Below are 16880 nucleotides of genomic sequence, written 5' to 3' on the forward strand. Positions count from 1 at the left end.
ACACAAAAAAGGGCAGCTTTCGCGGCCCTTTTCTTTTGCTGCAATGGCCGGGACTTACCCGAGACTCGCAAGTACGCTCGCCTTGTCCCAGAAGTCCCACCCTTCGGGCAGCCGTTCGCGCTCGCTACTGCTGGCAACGATTCCGCGACGATGCTCCGGCCACGCCAGTACCGCAATGCCGTCGTAGCCGGCAAAGCGATGGAAAAGCACCGGCGCTGCCAGATTTCGCTCCAGCAGCTCGCACAGTGGGTGCCAGGCCAGCGGAAGACGGGGGCGCACGCTGTGCCAGCTCCGCTCTTCCCCGCCATCAGCCGCGTCCACAGCGGTCTCATCCGCGGTGGCGCCCTCCCCCGCAAACGCACGGGCTGCAAGCCGCTGCTGTTCAAAGCGCACACGGCTTGCCGCGAGTGCACGCTCTTCCGGCAGAATCAGCACACCAGCCGCCTGCTGCTGGGCGCAGAGCACACAGGCATCGATAGTCAGCCCCAGTTCCACACCGCGCTCCACCGGCACAAACCAGGACTCCTCGCTGTCTTCAGGCTCAGGCACCTGCCATTCGCAAAAACCGCAGGTCCCCGACTGTGTCGAGGCCGACGGGACCATCTGCTGCAGTCGCTGCGGCGCCTTGCCGGGCGTCCAGAAACTGGTAACGCCGGCCGGGAAAAACTCCCCGGCATACTGGTTCACATGCCAGTGAAAACTGAGCGCCGAGGCCACCTTGCCGCGCTCTCTCGGCGCCAGTGCGCGAAAGCCCCGGTGGTTGACCTTGGCCAGGCAATACTCACAGGCGTGAGGCGGTTGCTCGAGACCCGGTGCGCTGAGGTTATTGCGCGCGGTACCGATCCAGACCACCTGCGCGGGATCTTCCAGCGCGCCGCAACAGCTGGCCAGATGCACACGGTGATAGAACTCCTTGCGCACCTGTGGATCTTCCACCGCAGCGACATCTACCGCGAACACCATCACCGGGTGGCCGCGGAACATCCAGCCGTGGGCGGTCTCGTCGAGATCTCCCAGGGTGACTTCCATACCCTGGATAAGTGCCTGGTCCACCGTTTCCGGGGCGAAGCCAAGCTCTTCCTGCAGGGTTACATCCGCGCGCTCGTCGGCGACAGGTACAGCCGCGACGGTATCGCCGGAAGGTTCCGCGTTCAGTGGCGAAATAGCCCGGGCGAGCGCCTCCAGATGACGGCTCCATGAGGGCATCAGAAGGATTCCTCGAGAATGCTGTGGATTTTCATTTCAGAATTGGTAATCACGCGAAAGGCCACTCGCTTGGACTGGTCGATATTCTCACTGCCGTCGGCATTGTAAATCGGTCGCGAAGATGAATATCCGACCGCCGCCACATTCTGCATCATCCACAGGTGATGCGCAGCCACGGCGTCCAGGGTGTAGACAAAGCGCAATACCGAACGGGCGCGGTCCTGGGACAGACGCAGGTTATTGAAATAACTCGCATCTGCATCGCTGCTGATTACCCCCCAGCCGGAGCTGGTGTGCCCCTCGATGCGCACCGCCTCAATGGATGCCTTGTAGGGCGCCAGCACATCCATGTAGCGCGGGAAAAATTCCTCGAACACCACCTGATAGTGCAGGTTCAGGTGCGCGGCGCCGGTGTCGAACATGGCATCGGAGTTGATGAAAGCGACGGTCAGGGTATCCCGGTCGATCACGGCCCCCCAGCGCTCGAGGTCGTCGTGAAACTCCCGCTGCAGGGATTCATAGATCGCGAGCTGGTTTTCCTTGTAGGACATGGCAATGGTGCGGATCTTTTCCCGCTCGATCATCACCGAGCGCATCATCGCCACCGCGATGCACAGGAACACCATCATCAGCCCCGCCATCAGGTCCGATACGCTGATCCAGGATGCCTCGTCTTCGCCGCGAGCACCGAGGCCAAGCCGCCCTGCCATTAAGCGATTTCCCTGTGACTGCTACGCTCTGCCGCAATGGCGCCGGCCTGGGTAATACGTTGCATCTGCGCAATTAACTGGCGGTAATCACGGGTGAACTGTCCGCTAATGGTCGCCAGCGCCTCGCCCATGGCGGAGATAACACCCTCGACCTCTTCCTCCATGCGGCGCTCAACCACCTGGTACTGCTTGCCGATGGAAACCTCGGCGTCGCCGATGCTCTTGCGAATCAGATGACTCAGCGCATCCACCATTTCCTTATGGGTGCGCGCCTGTTGCAATGCCAGTTCCTGCATGCCGTTGCGGTGCGTGGTAACGGTCTCCTGTACCAGCGACTGGATAAAGTCCGCATCCAGGCTCGACATTTTCTCGAACGCACCGGACACCGCCTCGATCTGTGCGCCCAGCAATTCGCTCTGCTTGCTGATACTCACCAGCGACTGTTTCATCTCGCTGTCCATCACCTGCTGCACCACATCGAGCCCGCGCACAAACTCCTCGATGCGCTCGCCGAGCTGCGGCAGCACCGCTTCCACCTGCGCGCTTACCCCGCGGTAGCGATCCAGTTGGGTCGCCAGCGCCGCCAGCTGTTCCCGCGCCTCAACGCCAAACTGCTGCATGCCGGAAAGGAACTGCGGAATCTCCGCCAGTTGTGAATGCACCTGCTGTAAATCACGGGCCACCTGGACCATGCCCATCACCGCGGTATCACAGTGTTCGGACCAGTATTCGACACGCTCCTCGTGGGCTTTGTATTCGCTGGTAAGGGTTGCCACCATGGCATCGAACTGCGCGAAATTTTCACCAAAGCGTGTCATGTTCTCGCCGAACTGGGCCTCAACCCGCTGGTTGAAATTCGTAACGACCTGTTCCATTTCGGTGACCAGCGCCTTGGCGCAATGCTCGGAAAATCGCTCCAGCATGTCACTCGCCTGCGCCAGCTGCCGCTGCTGCCCCTGCTCCATACTCAGCTGCAATGCGCTCAAGGATTGCTGGATATCCGCGAGATCCACCGCACGCGCCTTGCCTGGCACCGCCACAAAGCGGGTCAGCGCGCGCAAAACCACAGACAGACCGATACCACACACGCTGGTGATAAACGCGGTTTTGAGCCCGTCGAGCAGGGTCGCGATGCTGTTGTCGATGTCCGCGAGCTGAAATTCGAACAGGCCAATGATCACACCGGTAAAGGTGCCGAGAATACCGAGGGACGTCAGCAGTCCCGGCGCCTGATCCACAAATTCCTCCGCGCGTGACAACACGCGCGCAACCAGGGCCAGCGCAAACACCACCAGCATCGCCCACAAAAAACCTTCGGTCACTGCCTCCGGGCTCAGGGCAAGAAACAGAGTACGCAAGAATTCAGACATGGAGTGAAGTCCTCAGGGTTTGTATTGCAGGACGAATTCCTGATAGGAATCGCCACTGGGCAGGCGCCCTATCTGATGATTGTGAAGGCGGTACCCCGGTAGCAGGCGCATCAGCTCCGCGGTGCTGCTGAGAGAGCGGGAACATTTACCGGCGGCAATACCAGTGACCGCAACCTGGCCATCATCCAGCACCTCAAAGGTGGCAGGACGCTCCGGAATCTGCGCCGATTTGTACACCACAAAATGCAGGGCGGCACCGGGTGTCATACGCGCGCCGAGCAACTCGCCGAGCTGTTGTATTTGCTGCGGGCTGTAGAAGTTGAGCAGGTCCCAGAGAAAGACACCGTCGAGGCGAGCACCGGGATCCATACTGAAAATGGATGCACTGAATCCAGACTCATCCCCATGTAATTTTTTTTGCCAAGCCATCGATGCGTGCAGGTCTTCCACATAAAGGGAGCCTACTTTCTTTTTCAGGGCATCGATATTACGGCCGTTTTTCCGCCCGCACTCCAGTACGGTTGGCGAGGTCGTCAAGGTATTGATACAGGACATCGCCTTTTCCACGCCGGGCATGGCAATGCGCTCGTCCTCCCGCACATTGCGAAAATAGGCGCTGACATCGGAGGCGCCGCCGCTTCGCACCTGATTGCGCGAAGTCACACTCTCGTATTCGAGAAAATGCTCGGTAACATTCTGGTCCATGCCCTCGCGTTTCATCAGCGAGTTGAACAGGCTGAAACGATCCATGCACTTAAGCAGGGTCACGGTAGAGTGACCTTTCGACGCCACTTCGGGATAACTCGGGTCATCCACATACTCGAAACAGAAATTTTCCAGCAGGCGAAAACGACGGGGTTTGTGCGGCTGCTGGCGCCCGGTGTAGCGCATCGTATGCAGAATGGTGCCCTGTTTCAGGTGTGGCTGTAACAGGCGAATAAGATGCTGGATCACGTCCAGGTCAAGGAAGTTCAGCAAATCCCAGCACAAGATCACATCAAACTTGAGATTCGCCGGCTTGGGCAGCAAATGTTCTTCTAGCGCCTTGAGCGGATCTCCACAATTCTGGTTTTCAGAGAGGTACTCAACCAGGTCTTCGATATGACACTGGCAGTTGAGGCGTAAAAAGGCCTGGGTTGTGCCGGAAGAGAGTGGACCCAGGTCGAGAATTCGGTCCCCGCTTTTGACCATCTCGGTCGTTAACGCAGCGAGGCCAAAAGATCGGTGTTGCATCGGTTATCGCAAAGATTCGGGGCAAATGCCAGGTTTGGAAATACGGCACCTGAGCAAGTGCAGGTGCCGCAGCAACGAAATCAGCTATCGGCTGATTCCATTTCCTTCGCCGGTTCCTTGGCAGCGAACGATTTCTTCACGGTAGCGGGCTTGCTGGCAAAGTCGTCTTTCGGCGGCAGATTCGGGTGCACCAGTTTTTCTTTGAATTCGCTGTGGCGCGCGCGCATCTCTTCATCGGTGTCCACCATATCCATGGAACCGCGGAACTTACCGCCGTCGTCCAGCTGGATACGCGGCGCGATCAGGTTGCCCTTTACCACGGCGGTATTGCGGATTTCGATCAGTTCATCCGCCAGTGCGTCACCGGTCAAAGTGCCGTTGATTACAATGTTCTGCGCGTGAATATTTGCGTTGATCTCACCCTCGCGACCGATGGAAAGGTCATGACCTTCCATGATAACGGTGCCTTCGATGGTGCCTTCAATGTGCAGGTCTTCGGTACCGATCAGCTCGCCGCGAAACTTGATATTTTTACCAATGACAGAGCGACCTTTCGCCATGGTGGACTCCAGCTTGTCCGCAAAGGGACGCTCGCGTGCACCATGATCGTTCATACCGGACAGGAAGGAGTTGGATTCCAGATTGGCCTCTGGCTTCGGGTCAAGAGGGTTAGCCATTATTCCACCTAAAGTAACCGTAGAAGGATTTTGTTTTTCTAAGAGGCAGTGTTTTTAGCGCTTTTCCCAAAAACTTCCCAGAGCAGAAGAAACAAAACCCAAACAATTACGCCAAGTTTGTGAGAGCAATCACAATTAGTTTGCAGGCGGTCAAAATACTAATTATTGAAGCGGACAAAATACGCTCAACCGCCACCTTTTTTAGCCGATTAAAATCAACTGAAAATCGATGAAATCTTGGCGCAACAAGCGAAACTTTAATCGAGTGAAAACCTGAACTGCCGCACAAATCAAGTGCGACAGCGCAAGCAAAGCGGCCTATTCAGGCCACCTTGTGAAGGATTTATTTAACGCGTGAATTATTTGGGATCGAACCGGGCAAAGTAGCTATCGGCCGCCCGGGTAACACGGCGGTGCAACATCAGAGTCGATGTCATCGTCGGAATCGCCATCACCGCATACATGCCGATGATGATGTTGTTGACGATACTGAGCGACGCCACTGCCCCGATAACAATCAGCCCGACGTAAATCGCGGTATATACCGACTGCCAGCGCGGGCCAAACAGGAAGTTGAAACACTTAACCCCGTAATACCAGTAGGTGACGATGGTGCTGAATGCGAGTGGCACCACCATGACAAGCAACAGCAACGGCCCCCAACCGCCGAACACATGCGAGAAGGCATTTGCGGTCAGCGACACACCTTCAACCCCTTCACCGTGCTGCCACACGCCGGTGAGCAGAATCACCAGCGCGGTGCAGGTGCAAACCACCAGGGTATCGACGATAGGCCCGAGCATCGCCACCACACCTTCCCGCACGGGTTCGGTGGTTTTGGCCGCGCCGTGTGCGAGGGATTCGGAACCGATACCGGCTTCATTGGAAAACGCCCCGCGGCTGATACCGGTGGCAATCACGGTTCCCAGCACACCACCGGCGGCGGCCTGGCCGCTGAAGGCGTCGCTAAAAATCAGGGCGAACACGGCGGGCACTTCCCGCCAGAAGTAGCCGATCACGATCAGGGTCAGCGCCATGTAGAACACCACCATGGCCGGCACTACTCGCACCGCGAAGCGGCCGATACGCTGGATGCGCCCGATGATTACCACCATGGCGGTAACCGCGAGGGCAACCCCCAGGGACAGATCGAAGGTAAAGGTGTTTTCCGCCCCCACCCAGCCGAGCGGCAGCGCGAAAGACTCGCGCAGCAGCTGCACCGTCTGGTTGGACTGGAACACCGGCAGCAGGCCGCAGAGTCCGGCGAGCGCAAACAGGTAGGCAAGTGGCAGCCATTTTTTCCCCAACCCTTCGCGGATCACATACATGGGGCCACCCTGCAATTCACCACTGGCATCGCGGCCGCGGTACATCACTGCAAGCGTGGCGGTGAAAAACTTCGTCGCCACCCCCACGAGCGCGGTCACCCACATCCAGAAGATCGCACCGGGTCCGCCGGTACTGATGGCCAGTGCCACCCCGGCAATATTGCCGAGACCGAGGGTGCCGGAGAGCGCGGTGGAAAGCGCCTGGCGGTGGGGTACCTGCCCAGGGTCATTGGGATCGTCGTACTTGCCCCGCAACAGATCGACGCTGTGGCCGAGGTGACGATAGGGGCGGGCGCGGGAACTGATCAGCAGAAACAGCCCGCCGCCCACCAAAAGCACAAGCAGCGGCGTGCCCCAAGCGTATTCGACAAACGAGTTCAGGGCAGATTCGAAGGAGTTGAGAAAAGACATGGAAATAGGACGTGTCCGATTGCGAAACCGGTAATGCTCTCGCAATCCAGCGGGAATCTCAAACCGCGCCCTCGAACCCACTCATTCACGGCAGAAGTACCGCAAAAAAAAAGCCCCTGTAGCAGGGGCTTTCAGAAGTCTGATCAGGCAGTGGCCACTTGGCCATCCTCGGCGGCAGTCGACACCTGCTCCTCACGCACGAAGAACACCGAGATCGCACCGCATACCATGAACACACCGGCGAGCATGATGATGTAGATGGCCTGGTTGTCGAACAGGGTTGCCAGGATCGGGCCCGCCACCAGCGCGGAGACGATCTGCGGCGCGGCGATAGTGAAGTTGAAGATACCCATGTACACGCCGGTTTTGCTCGCCGGCAGCGCGTCGGAAAGGATCGAGTACGGCATGGCCAGGATCGCGGCCCAGGCGATACCCACACCGATCATCGGCAGCAGCAGGCCAATGGCTCCGCTGGGTACGGTCACTTCGGTAATCAGCAGATTCACCTGGGTGGCTTCGCCGCCCTGGAACAGCACAAAGCTCATATAGCCCAGGCCGCCCAGCAGCAGCGACAGCGCGTAGGTGAGCTTGCGACCGAGGGTATTCGCCACCCGCGCCAGCACGATGGAGAAGAGCGCGGCAAACAGCGAGTAGGCAGCAAAGATAATACCTACCCAGTCACCGGCAGCGCCCTTGGCGGCGGCAATGTGCGCAGGAATTTCACCAACAGATTCGAGGTAGTGGGAGTCGAACCATTTGGCCTCCACACCCCATACGTGCTGGGTAATGGCCGGGGTGGTATAGACCCACATGATGAACAGCGAGAACCAGGAGAAGAACTGCACCAGCGCCAGCTGGCGCATGGTCTTGGGCATGCTCACCAGCAGACGGAAGAAGCCGCCGAGGCGCTGGGCCAGGGACTTGCGCTCCGCCAGCTCGCGGGCCAGTTCCGCTTCATCGATCCCTTTGTAGGCGTTGTACTCCTTCGGTGCATACTCCTTGGTGCGGAATACGGTCCACAACACCGAACCCAGCAGCACCGAGGCGCCAATATAGAAGGCCCAGATCACCGAGGGTGCCACCTCACCGGTACGGGAGCTGTTCTCGAGGCCAATCACGTTGGTCAGGATAAACGGCAGCATGGAGCCCATCACCGCACCGATGTTGATCAGCAGTGACTGCACCGCGTACCCCACGGTGCGCTGCTCCGAGGGCACCATGTCCGAGACCAGCGCGCGGAACGGCTGCATGGTGACGTTGAAGGCCGCATCCATCAGCGCCAGCATCACCCCGCCGAACAGGATCGGCGCGATGAACGCCACCGCGATACCGGCATTGGGCATAAACGCCATGCCCACGGCAGCAGCGATGGCACCGAACAGGATATAGGGATTGCGGCGACCGAAGCGGTTCCAGGTGCGGTCGGACGCGGAGCCGACGATCGGCTGCACGATGAGCCCCATCAGGGGCGCCACGATCCAGAACAGGGACAGTGAGTGCAGATCTGCACCCAGGTCGGAGAGGATCCTGCTGGCGTTGGCATTCTGCAGGGCAAAACCGAACTGCACCCCGAGAAAACCGAGGCTGACGTTCCATACCTGCCAGAAGGGAAGCTTGGGCTGTTTGTTCATCGCATTGACCGCCTGTTTATTGTTTACGTCGGGCGTGAGCACCGGGCTGTTGCGGTGCGGCGCTCTGGTTATGCCGGCATTGTGTCAGCCGGGACAATGCCGGCCATCCTCCCCGGCGGGGGTGGAGGGCAACGTTATTCACGTCGCCGACTGCCGTGCAGCTGCCGCCGACGGCACGCCAAACTTAAAATCCACCACCCATAAAGTCCTTAAATTTGGATATAAATTATATTTTTATGACTTAAGTTCCATATAAAGGACATTGAATGAATATATTGCAATATCCTAAATTAGGGACATAATCCCCATAAATACCACTTAAATCCCAATTAACGCACCTTATGGACCACGGAATGAAATCCCCCGCCGCGATTGCGGAGACCCTGGGCCAGCGCCTGAAACAGGCGCGCCTGAATCGGGACCTCACCCAGCAGGAGGTGGCCGAACGCGCCGGCGTCAGCCGCAAGGCGGTGCTCAATGCCGAAAAGGGCAAGACACAGCTGGAGGTGCTCATCGCCATACTGCAGGCGCTCGATCTCACCGCCCAGCTCGACAACTTCCTGCCGCCGCAACCGCCCTCCCCCATCCAGCTCGCCAAGCTGCAGGGCAAGCAGCGCCAGCGCGCCTCCGGCCAGCGCGGCCAGGGTGCCAGGGATAAAGATGAAGACGAACAGGAGGTACCCGAATGGTGATGGAAGTCATCGGTGTGGAATACCAAGGGCAGAGCGCCGGCGCGGTCAGCTTCGACACGGATACCGGCGTCGGCGCCTTTGAATACGATCCCGCCTTTATCGATAGCGGCATCGAACTCTCTCCCCTCAAGATGCCCCTAGCACGGCGCATCTATAGCTTCCCGGAACTGCGCTTCGACACCTTCCGCGGCCTGCCCGGGCTGATCGCCGATTCCCTGCCCGACGACTTCGGCAACGCGGTACTCAACGCCTGGATGGCCGCCCAGGGCAAACACCCGGACGACATCAGCCCACTGCAACGGCTGCAGTACACCGGCAAACGCGGCATGGGCGCACTGGAATACACCCCCGCCACCCGCATCAAGAGACTCAACGCCTCTCAGGAAATCGCCATTGATGAACTGGTGGCCATCGCCCAGGAAGTGCTCGACCACCACAGCGGTTTCAGAGTGCACCTGGACAAAACCGGCGAGGACAACCGCGAAGCCATGATGGCACTGATGTCCGTCGGCATGAGTGCCGGTGGCGCCCGCCCCAAGGCGGTACTCGCCTTCAACAAGGACTTCACCCAGGTGCGCTCCGGGCAAACCGAAGTACCGGAAGGCTTCACCCACTACCTGATGAAGTTCGACGGCGTCAGCGAGCACAACAAGGACCGGGAAACCTTCGGCGACCCCATGGGCTTCGGTGCCATGGAATACGTTTACCATCAGATGGCCACCGACTGCGGCATCGACATGATGCCCTGCCACCTGCTGCGCGAGGGCAACCGCCGACATTTTGTCACCGAGCGCTTCGACCGCCGCGGCAACGACAAGATCCACATCCAGACCCTGAACGGTATCGCCCATGTGGACTACAAAATTCCCGGCTCGTTTTCCTATAGCGAACTGTTTGCCGTCGCACGGCAACTGAAACTCCCCGCCAAAGACGCCGAACAGCTGTTGCTGCGCATGGTGTTCAACATCGTCGCGCGCAATCACGACGATCACGCTAAGAACTTTGCCTTTCAACTAGCCGGAAAAACCTGGCAGCTTGCACCGGCTTATGACCTTGCCTATAGCTACAAGCCGGGCAGCCGATGGGTAAACAACCACTGGATGAGCCTCAACGGCAAGCGCGACAATTTCACCCGCGAGGATATTTACAGCCTGGAAAAAATCAGTCCGCTGTTTAGCCGGCGGAAGATCGACGGTGTTGTGGATAATGTGGTGGAGCAGGTGTCGCGCTGGCGAGATCTGGCAACTGAGCACGAAGTCCCGTCTTCGCTGGTTGAGGAGATTGAGGGGAATCTTAGGCTGAAGCTATAGAAAAGATAGAAGAATGAAGATGGCTCAAAGGAGATCAGCATAACCGTGGAAAGATGGTACTTCGATTGCACCCTTGCGGATTTACAGAATCAAAGCTCAGAAACGATCCTAGGACACCTCGCAGCAAAGCACGACTTTGCGCTAGATCATTTGCAGCGTGAATCGTGGATCAACGAAATCAAACACCTCCGAGAAACACTTACCAGCATTTCCAAGGGGCACCTGTTTTTCGAGTATACAATTCCAAGGATGGGTAGGCGCGCAGATATCGTATTGGTAGTGGGCGCAACCATATTCGTGATCGAATATAAGGTCGGCGCCACGAAATTTAATACGGCCGATCAACGTCAAACTATCGGCTACGCTCTTGACCTTGAATGTTTTCATGAGGGCACCCACGATCGAAGAGTCGTTCCTGTCCTGCTTGCAACCGCCGCTCGCGAGCAACGATCACAGCTTCCAGATTTTGGTTCAGGCGTATGTGAAATAATCTGTACTAACGGCCTATTGCTTCGAAAGGCAGTCCTCGCAGCCTCAAACATCCATGATTCACCCATCGACCCGATGGTTTGGGCCAAGGCTCGCTACAAGCCAACCCCAACGATCATCGAAGCAGCCATGAGCCTCTACGCGGGGCACAATGTGGCCGACATATCCCGAAGCGATGCAGGTGCAGTCAATCTCACGACTACAGCAAAAGCCGTTTCAGCCATTATCGAAAACGCGAAACAAACTGACGAAAAATCTATCGTGTTCGTTTCTGGCGTCCCGGGCTCCGGCAAGACGCTTGCCGGCCTAAATATCGCCACGGCTCGAGCACGCCAACACGAAGAAGACCACGCGGTGTTTCTCTCTGGAAATGGTCCACTCGTCGAAGTACTAAGAGAATCCCTGGCTCGTGATCAGGTGGACCGGGCCAAGACAGGTGGAGAATCTATCACCAAGGAACAGGCCATACGCCGAGCATCTTCTTTCATCCAGAACGTTCACCACTTTCGCGATGAAGCATTAAGAGATATGGATGCTGCCCCTATTGAACGCGTTGCAGTCTTTGATGAAGCGCAACGAGCCTGGGATCAAGAAAAGACAACTAAATTCATGCGCGAGCGCCGACGCGCCAACCACTGGGAAATGTCAGAACCTGAATTTCTGATCTCCGCGATGGATCGCCACGAAGGATGGTGCGTCATCGTGTGCCTCATCGGCAATGGCCAAGAAATCCACACCGGCGAAGCAGGTATTACAGAATGGTTCGCCGCACTTAAAAACCGCTTCCCACACTGGCAAGCGTACGTCCCACAATCCCAAGATCTGCAGGCATCAGAAATTCACTACATCAACCAAAACGTGAATACAAAATCACGGCCTGGTCTACATCTCTCAACATGCATCCGTTCATTCCGCTCCGAAGCCGTCGCCGCCTGGGTCAATGCAGTGCTCAGCGCAGATGCTGAAAGCGCTCAGGCGGTGCTAGAAAAGCCTAGTGAATACCCGATTTACGTTAGTAGAGACCTTCAGGCTTGTCGGGAGTGGCTTCGTGAAAAAGCTAGAGGCACTGATCGGGTCGGGCTTGTGGCAAGCTCCAATGCTCTGCGCCTCAAACCCCATGGCATTCACGTGAAGGCAGGCATAAGCGTCAAGAACTGGTTCTTGGATTGGGAGGACGACGTCCGATCTAGCCAAGCTCTCGAAGACGTCGCCACCGAATTTGCCGTTCAAGGGCTCGAGCTGGATTGGAGCGGAGTATGTTGGGACGCCAACTTACGCTTCACTCATGGCGCCTGGGAAACTCATAAGTTCAGTGGCTCAAAATGGATGGCCATCAAGAAAGAGGCAGACCAACGCTACCTTGTTAACGCCTACAGAGTCCTTCTCACCCGGGCACGAAAAGGTATGATCATATTCGTTCCTGAAGGAGATACTGCAGACTTAACGAGGCTTGCAGCCTACTACGACCAGACATACGAGTATTTGCTTACATGCGGTGTCCTACCACTGGCGGAGCACTCTGAGGCTGCTAGAAATTTTCTGCCTAACACACCGCCAAACAAAATTCCGCTCCCCTCCATCACTGCGTAGGAATTATTAAGTTTAAAGCAGGTTTTTTATTGTCAAGTTTTATTGATACGTCTCCCAACCGTTTTCTTTGCCAGAAAGATAGCGTGTCGCGCTCCCTTGCCGGGGCGCTCGCGCACGGTTTTCACTTCGACCTGAAAACCAATCTTTTTCAGGCGATTGGCGTAAGTGGTATCGGGCGACGCTGACCACACCGCCAGCACTCCGCCCGGCGTAAGGCTCTTGTAGATACTGCTGGTACCTTCCACGGAGTACAGCCAGTTATTGTCGCTGTGGGTCAGCCCCTCGGGGCCGTTATCGACATCCAGCAGCACGGCGTCGTAGCTGCCGTCGCGATTCACCAGCAATTCACCCACATCGCCGATATGTACGACGACGCGGCTATCATCCAGTGGTCGTCCGGCGCAGGCGCCCAGTGGCCCGCGATTCCACTCAACAACTTCGGGGATCAGGTCGGCGACGATCACCTCGGCGCTAGACGGCACTGCATCGAGCGCCGCGGCTAGCGTGTAGCCCATGCCCATGCCGCCCACGACGACACGTGCTTTCTCGTGATTCTTCAGGTGGGCACAGCCCAGCACTGAAAGCTGCTGCTCGCTGTTAAACCGGCGGCTGTTCATCAATTCGCCGCGGGGACCAGACAGGGAAATGGAGAACTCCTGGTCGCGCTGGCGCAGCGTGAGTATGCCGCCATCGTTGGGAATATGGGCGGTACCGAGTTCAATCCAGGGTTTCATGGCGTGGGCTCACTATAGTTCGGAGGAGATAGCGCGGAGGAAACAGGGCGGGCAATGTAGCACACGTTGGTTGGCGGTGCTGCTGACGTTAGAATTACGAGGACCTGCTTGCGCCCGATTACTGTCGTGGCCAGCTATACCGCTTGTTTATACCCGCAACCCCGCCGAGTGAGTCATGAATCGCAGGAAGAAAGTCAATCAGATACTGAAGAAAAAGGCCAAGAAGTCCAACGACAAGCTTAACCCCAAGAGCAAACCGCGCTATATATCTAAGGCCGAGCGTGCCAAGCAGGCACAAAATGCCGACGAGCAACAACAGAAAACGACTCCAGCACAACATAATTGAGGCCAACGCCAACAAGCTTGACAGGAAAACCCACTACTGATTTTCGAGCCAGCACGTTGCTCCGCTCCAGAATGATTATGCGCAGATCACTCATATCGTTGCTCATTCCACTGCTTTTCTCGATCCAATCTTTATGCACATTTGCAGAGGACAGGATCGCGTACAAAATCGAGCACCTTAAAGATAATGTCTACCGCTTCACCGCCGGGCATTACCACTCCGTTTTTATGGTGACCAAGGAAGGGCTATTTCTTACCGATCCTATCAGTGAAGAAGCCGCCACTTATTTGCGAGAACAACTTTCACAACGATTCAAGGTGCCCATCCGCTATATCGCCTATAGCCATAATCACGTCGATCACACTCTGGGGGGCAATGTCCTGGCTAAAGATGGCGCGACCGTGGTGGCGCATGAATATGCGGCCGAAGACATAAAATGGACCCGCGCTCCCACCGCAATTCCCGACATTACCTTTCGCGACCAGCTGGCTATCGAGCTGGGTGATAGTCGCGTCGAGCTTCGCTATCACGGGCCGAACAATGGTCGCGGCTCGGTAAGCATGCGCTTTATGCCGGCGAATGTTCTATATGTTGTCGACTGGATTGTCATTGGCAGGATGCCCTATCGGGACCTGCTAGGGTACGACATCCATGGCATGATTCACTCCACTCGCGAGGTACTGGCGGCCGACCCTTTCGATCTATTTGTCGGTGGTCACGCCAATACCGGAACACGCAAAGATGTTCAGCGGTACCTGAGCTATCTTGAAGCACTATACGACGCGGTCCTCGACGGCATGCTGGCGGGGAAAAGCCTGGAGACACTCCAGTCCGAAATCCGGCTTCCCGAATATGCGGACCTACCAATGTATGAAGAGTGGTTGCCGCTGAACGTTGCCGGCGTATATAAAACCCTGGTGGAAATGTCGTATTTCAATTTCCGCACGGATATCGATGCTGAATTCTGAACAAACTATTAAAAATAGATAAAGCGAAATAAAACGCCGGAGAACTCCATGAACAGAGCGAAAAGGCTCAGTTACCTGAGCATCGCACTTTATGTATTTGGCATTGTCTTCATCGCAGGCGTTCCGGCGATGATGATGTTCATCTGGCCTTCCGGCTGGGGTTGGACACCTTCACAGCCAGAATATGAACAGATGATCATGGGTGTTTACGCGACCCTTGGGGTGTTTTTGATTCTCGCCGCAAAGGATCCCATGGCAAACAAGAGCCTTATCTGGTTTACCATCTGGTCGAGCATTGTTCATGGCGGCATCATGTTCATACAGGCCCTCGCCGATGAGACCGACCGCGCAAATTTACTTGGGGACATTCCCGCGTTATTCCTGGTGGCCGCGGTACTCTTTTATTTGATGCCCAAGAAATCGGATATTTAAGAGGTTCCCTGCCGATAACATCACTTGTGAACTCCGTTAATTGAGCGGCAAGAACTCCGCACTTAAGCGAGAAAAGCATGTACTACATAGTGGAAACCAATAAGACTTTCGATGTCGCAGCGGGTGACCTCGAGCAGGCGGTCAAACAGAATAACTTTGGTGTTCTGCATGTCCACGATCTGGCCACGACGCTGCGCAGCAAGGGCATTGAATTCAATGAGAAGTGCAAGGTATTCGAGGTCTGCAATCCGCTGCAGGCATCGAAAGTGATGGCGCTGGACATGCGGCTTAATATGGCCCTACCCTGTCGCATCTCTGTCTACACCGAAGACGGCAAGGTCAAAATCGGCTATATCAAGCCGGTTGAGATGCTCAGCGCCCTGTCGAGCGATCCCGCACTGGCAGATATTGCCAGTGAGGTTGAGTCGTCGATGATAAAAATCCTGCGCGACGCACAATAGTATTCCCCTGGCCCGTCCTGTCACCGGAAAGACGGTGCAGTGGCGGGCACACCCGAAGTACCCTGACCATGCAAATAATAGATCTGTCAGAAATGCCGCAGGCGATTGAAACACTGGCCCGCTGGCATTACAGCGAATGGCAGCATCTGTACCCCGGTGAAACCCAGGGGGATTTCGAGAAAGATCTCCGCGCGTCAATGGCTGTGAATGTGATCCCGAGCACTTTTGTTGCCGTGGATAAAGGCAACGTCATCGGCTCTATCAGCCTGCTCGAGCGCGACATGGATATCAGCGAGTCGTGGACGCCGTGGCTGGCAAACCTGTTCGTACATCAGGATTACCGCCAACAGGGTGTGGGCAAGCAGCTGATCGAGTATTTAACCCGATTCTGCAGCGTCAATTCGATCAATCACTTGTACCTGTTTACCCCGGACAGCCGATCCTATTACCAGACACTGGGTTGGGCACTGTTGAGGCATCAGGTTTACAAGGGTGAACAGGTGGATATCATGGTCCGCGAATTATCCGCGGCAGGTAAATAAACAGCAGCCATGAACGTAGAAATCGTTGAATTCCCCGAGACCCGCGTCGCCGCCATCGAGTACAAGGGGCCACCGGAAACGGAACACCTATCCGTCATGAAATTGATTCAGTGGCGCAAGGAAAACAACTTTCCACCCTCCCCCGCCTACCGAAATTACGGACTCCACTACAACGACCCGCGCAAGGTGCCGCCGCAGGAGTATCGCGTCGACCTGTGTATTTCGGTGGATCGTAAAATAGGAGAAAACCCCTACGGCGTGATCAACAAGGTGATTCCCGCCTGCCGCTGCGCCAGAGCACGACATCTGGGCTCGCGGAAGAAGGTGCTGGCGGCCGAGTTTCTTTACGAACAGTGGTTGCCGCAGAGCGGCGAACAGCATTCCGGCCTGCCTATTATCTTCCACTATGTGAATGTCGGCCCGGATATCCGCGAGCAGGACATGATTACGGATGTGTACCTGCCACTTAAGTAACTGAAGAGAGCGTTCTTTGCACCCGAACAACAGTTTCACTGTGGCACCAAAATCCCCCTCCATGCAGCAGTGATAGCCGTACCAACTGCAAACAAAATATATTGGTCTATACTGGCTGACCGGGGAGTCTTAACCCGCCACTATCTACCCCGTCGTCGAAGCACCAAGAATAAATGAAATAAATGTGCTCCCCTGTACAGCCTCCTGGAGCACCCACCGCGCTGTCTAACTGCCGCGCATGTGTCATCTGCCGGCTACTACTTGCTTACAACAAGG

General features: G+C 56.5%; 17 protein-coding genes. 9 read left to right on the forward strand and 8 right to left on the reverse strand.

Features of this window, described 5'->3' with window-relative positions:
- Positions 1-54 precede the first annotated feature (54 nt).
- From R5R33_RS06835 to R5R33_RS06865, 7 genes are all read right to left on the reverse strand, one after another.
- Positions 55-1206: a hypothetical protein gene (locus R5R33_RS06835; protein ID WP_318955275.1), complete on the reverse strand. Its 1152-nt coding sequence runs from the start codon at positions 1204-1206 to the stop codon at positions 55-57.
- Positions 1206-1916 carry an OmpA family protein gene (locus R5R33_RS06840; protein ID WP_318955276.1) on the reverse strand — a complete coding sequence of 237 codons (711 nt, stop codon included), beginning with the start codon at positions 1914-1916 and terminating at the stop codon, positions 1206-1208. Before R5R33_RS06840 ends, R5R33_RS06835 begins: the two co-directional genes overlap by 1 nt.
- Positions 1916-3286 carry a hypothetical protein gene (locus tag R5R33_RS06845; RefSeq protein ID WP_318955277.1) on the reverse strand — a complete coding sequence of 457 codons (1371 nt, stop codon included), beginning with the start codon at positions 3284-3286 and terminating at the stop codon, positions 1916-1918. Before R5R33_RS06845 ends, R5R33_RS06840 begins: the two co-directional genes overlap by 1 nt.
- A gap of 12 nt (positions 3287-3298) precedes the next feature.
- Positions 3299-4519, reverse strand: a complete 1221-nt coding sequence (locus tag R5R33_RS06850) for a class I SAM-dependent methyltransferase (protein WP_318955278.1) — start codon at positions 4517-4519, stop codon at positions 3299-3301.
- 80 nt (positions 4520-4599) lie between these two features.
- Positions 4600-5196, reverse strand: a complete 597-nt coding sequence (locus R5R33_RS06855; protein ID WP_318955279.1) for a bactofilin family protein — start codon at positions 5194-5196, stop codon at positions 4600-4602.
- A 359-nt stretch (positions 5197-5555) separates the two neighbouring features.
- The gene (locus R5R33_RS06860; protein ID WP_318955280.1) at positions 5556-6935 is read right to left on the reverse strand and encodes an alanine/glycine:cation symporter family protein; all 1380 of its coding nucleotides are present in this window, start codon (positions 6933-6935) and stop codon (positions 5556-5558) included.
- A 143-nt stretch (positions 6936-7078) separates the two neighbouring features.
- A complete protein-coding gene (locus R5R33_RS06865; protein WP_318955281.1) occupies positions 7079-8566 on the reverse strand; it encodes an MFS transporter in 1488 nt (495 codons plus the stop codon).
- A 353-nt stretch (positions 8567-8919) separates the two neighbouring features.
- Between R5R33_RS06865 and R5R33_RS06870 the strand changes: the two genes are divergently transcribed.
- Genes R5R33_RS06870 through R5R33_RS06880 form a run of 3 tightly spaced genes read left to right on the forward strand, consistent with a single transcriptional unit; the run spans position 8920 to position 12647 of the window.
- Positions 8920-9258 (forward strand): helix-turn-helix transcriptional regulator, encoded by a 339-nt coding sequence (locus R5R33_RS06870; RefSeq protein WP_318955282.1) that lies wholly within the window; start codon positions 8920-8922, stop codon positions 9256-9258.
- Complete coding sequence (locus tag R5R33_RS06875; RefSeq protein WP_318955283.1) at positions 9252-10568, forward strand: type II toxin-antitoxin system HipA family toxin; 1317 nt, start codon at positions 9252-9254, stop codon at positions 10566-10568. Before R5R33_RS06870 ends, R5R33_RS06875 begins: the two co-directional genes overlap by 7 nt.
- Before the next feature lie 45 nt (positions 10569-10613).
- Complete coding sequence (locus R5R33_RS06880) at positions 10614-12647, forward strand: DUF2075 domain-containing protein (RefSeq protein WP_318955284.1); 2034 nt, start codon at positions 10614-10616, stop codon at positions 12645-12647.
- Positions 12648-12679: 32 nt separating this feature from the next.
- Here R5R33_RS06880 and R5R33_RS06885 read toward each other — a convergent pair whose 3' ends face one another.
- Positions 12680-13381, reverse strand: a complete 702-nt coding sequence (locus R5R33_RS06885; RefSeq protein ID WP_318955285.1) for a spermine/spermidine synthase domain-containing protein — start codon at positions 13379-13381, stop codon at positions 12680-12682.
- A 175-nt stretch (positions 13382-13556) separates the two neighbouring features.
- On the opposite strand from R5R33_RS06885, the gene R5R33_RS06890 reads away from it, so the two are divergent.
- The 6 genes from R5R33_RS06890 (at position 13557) to R5R33_RS06915 (ending at position 16604) form a co-directional block, all read left to right on the forward strand.
- Positions 13557-13727 carry a DUF2986 domain-containing protein gene (locus R5R33_RS06890; protein ID WP_318955286.1) on the forward strand — a complete coding sequence of 57 codons (171 nt, stop codon included), beginning with the start codon at positions 13557-13559 and terminating at the stop codon, positions 13725-13727.
- A 77-nt stretch (positions 13728-13804) separates the two neighbouring features.
- A complete protein-coding gene (locus R5R33_RS06895) occupies positions 13805-14695 on the forward strand; it encodes an MBL fold metallo-hydrolase (protein WP_318955287.1) in 891 nt (296 codons plus the stop codon).
- 48 nt (positions 14696-14743) lie between these two features.
- Positions 14744-15127: a DUF6632 domain-containing protein gene (locus R5R33_RS06900; protein WP_318955288.1), complete on the forward strand. Its 384-nt coding sequence runs from the start codon at positions 14744-14746 to the stop codon at positions 15125-15127.
- Positions 15128-15204: 77 nt separating this feature from the next.
- Positions 15205-15588 carry a DUF302 domain-containing protein gene (locus R5R33_RS06905; RefSeq protein WP_318955289.1) on the forward strand — a complete coding sequence of 128 codons (384 nt, stop codon included), beginning with the start codon at positions 15205-15207 and terminating at the stop codon, positions 15586-15588.
- Positions 15589-15656: 68 nt separating this feature from the next.
- On the forward strand, positions 15657-16130 hold the full coding sequence (locus R5R33_RS06910) for a GNAT family N-acetyltransferase (protein WP_318955290.1): 474 nt from the start codon (positions 15657-15659) through the stop codon (positions 16128-16130).
- Between the two features lie 9 nt (positions 16131-16139).
- On the forward strand, positions 16140-16604 hold the full coding sequence (locus tag R5R33_RS06915; protein ID WP_318955291.1) for an AraC family transcriptional regulator: 465 nt from the start codon (positions 16140-16142) through the stop codon (positions 16602-16604).
- The last annotated feature ends 276 nt before the right edge of the window (positions 16605-16880 follow it).

The sequence above is a fragment of the Microbulbifer pacificus genome, from assembly GCF_033723955.1.
Classification (GTDB): domain Bacteria; phylum Pseudomonadota; class Gammaproteobacteria; order Pseudomonadales; family Cellvibrionaceae; genus Microbulbifer; species Microbulbifer pacificus.

What these genes read in the sequence shown, in the direction of transcription:
- R5R33_RS06845 (WP_318955277.1), bottom strand. Translation starts at nt 3,286, where the DNA reads ATGTCTGAATTCTTGCGTACTCTGTTTCTTGCCCTGAGCCCGGAGGCA.
- R5R33_RS06910 (WP_318955290.1), top strand. Translation starts at nt 15,657, where the DNA reads ATGCAAATAATAGATCTGTCAGAAATGCCGCAGGCGATTGAAACACTG.
- R5R33_RS06900 (WP_318955288.1), top strand. Translation starts at nt 14,744, where the DNA reads ATGAACAGAGCGAAAAGGCTCAGTTACCTGAGCATCGCACTTTATGTA.
- R5R33_RS06860 (WP_318955280.1), bottom strand. Translation starts at nt 6,935, where the DNA reads ATGTCTTTTCTCAACTCCTTCGAATCTGCCCTGAACTCGTTTGTCGAA.
- R5R33_RS06875 (WP_318955283.1), top strand. Translation starts at nt 9,252, where the DNA reads ATGGTGATGGAAGTCATCGGTGTGGAATACCAAGGGCAGAGCGCCGGC.
- R5R33_RS06905 (WP_318955289.1), top strand. Translation starts at nt 15,205, where the DNA reads ATGTACTACATAGTGGAAACCAATAAGACTTTCGATGTCGCAGCGGGT.
- R5R33_RS06915 (WP_318955291.1), top strand. Translation starts at nt 16,140, where the DNA reads ATGAACGTAGAAATCGTTGAATTCCCCGAGACCCGCGTCGCCGCCATC.
- R5R33_RS06870 (WP_318955282.1), top strand. Translation starts at nt 8,920, where the DNA reads ATGAAATCCCCCGCCGCGATTGCGGAGACCCTGGGCCAGCGCCTGAAA.
- R5R33_RS06840 (WP_318955276.1), bottom strand. Translation starts at nt 1,916, where the DNA reads ATGGCAGGGCGGCTTGGCCTCGGTGCTCGCGGCGAAGACGAGGCATCC.
- R5R33_RS06890 (WP_318955286.1), top strand. Translation starts at nt 13,557, where the DNA reads ATGAATCGCAGGAAGAAAGTCAATCAGATACTGAAGAAAAAGGCCAAG.
- R5R33_RS06895 (WP_318955287.1), top strand. Translation starts at nt 13,805, where the DNA reads ATGCGCAGATCACTCATATCGTTGCTCATTCCACTGCTTTTCTCGATC.
- R5R33_RS06835 (WP_318955275.1), bottom strand. Translation starts at nt 1,206, where the DNA reads ATGCCCTCATGGAGCCGTCATCTGGAGGCGCTCGCCCGGGCTATTTCG.
- R5R33_RS06850 (WP_318955278.1), bottom strand. Translation starts at nt 4,519, where the DNA reads ATGCAACACCGATCTTTTGGCCTCGCTGCGTTAACGACCGAGATGGTC.
- R5R33_RS06865 (WP_318955281.1), bottom strand. Translation starts at nt 8,566, where the DNA reads ATGAACAAACAGCCCAAGCTTCCCTTCTGGCAGGTATGGAACGTCAGC.
- R5R33_RS06885 (WP_318955285.1), bottom strand. Translation starts at nt 13,381, where the DNA reads ATGAAACCCTGGATTGAACTCGGTACCGCCCATATTCCCAACGATGGC.
- R5R33_RS06855 (WP_318955279.1), bottom strand. Translation starts at nt 5,196, where the DNA reads ATGGCTAACCCTCTTGACCCGAAGCCAGAGGCCAATCTGGAATCCAAC.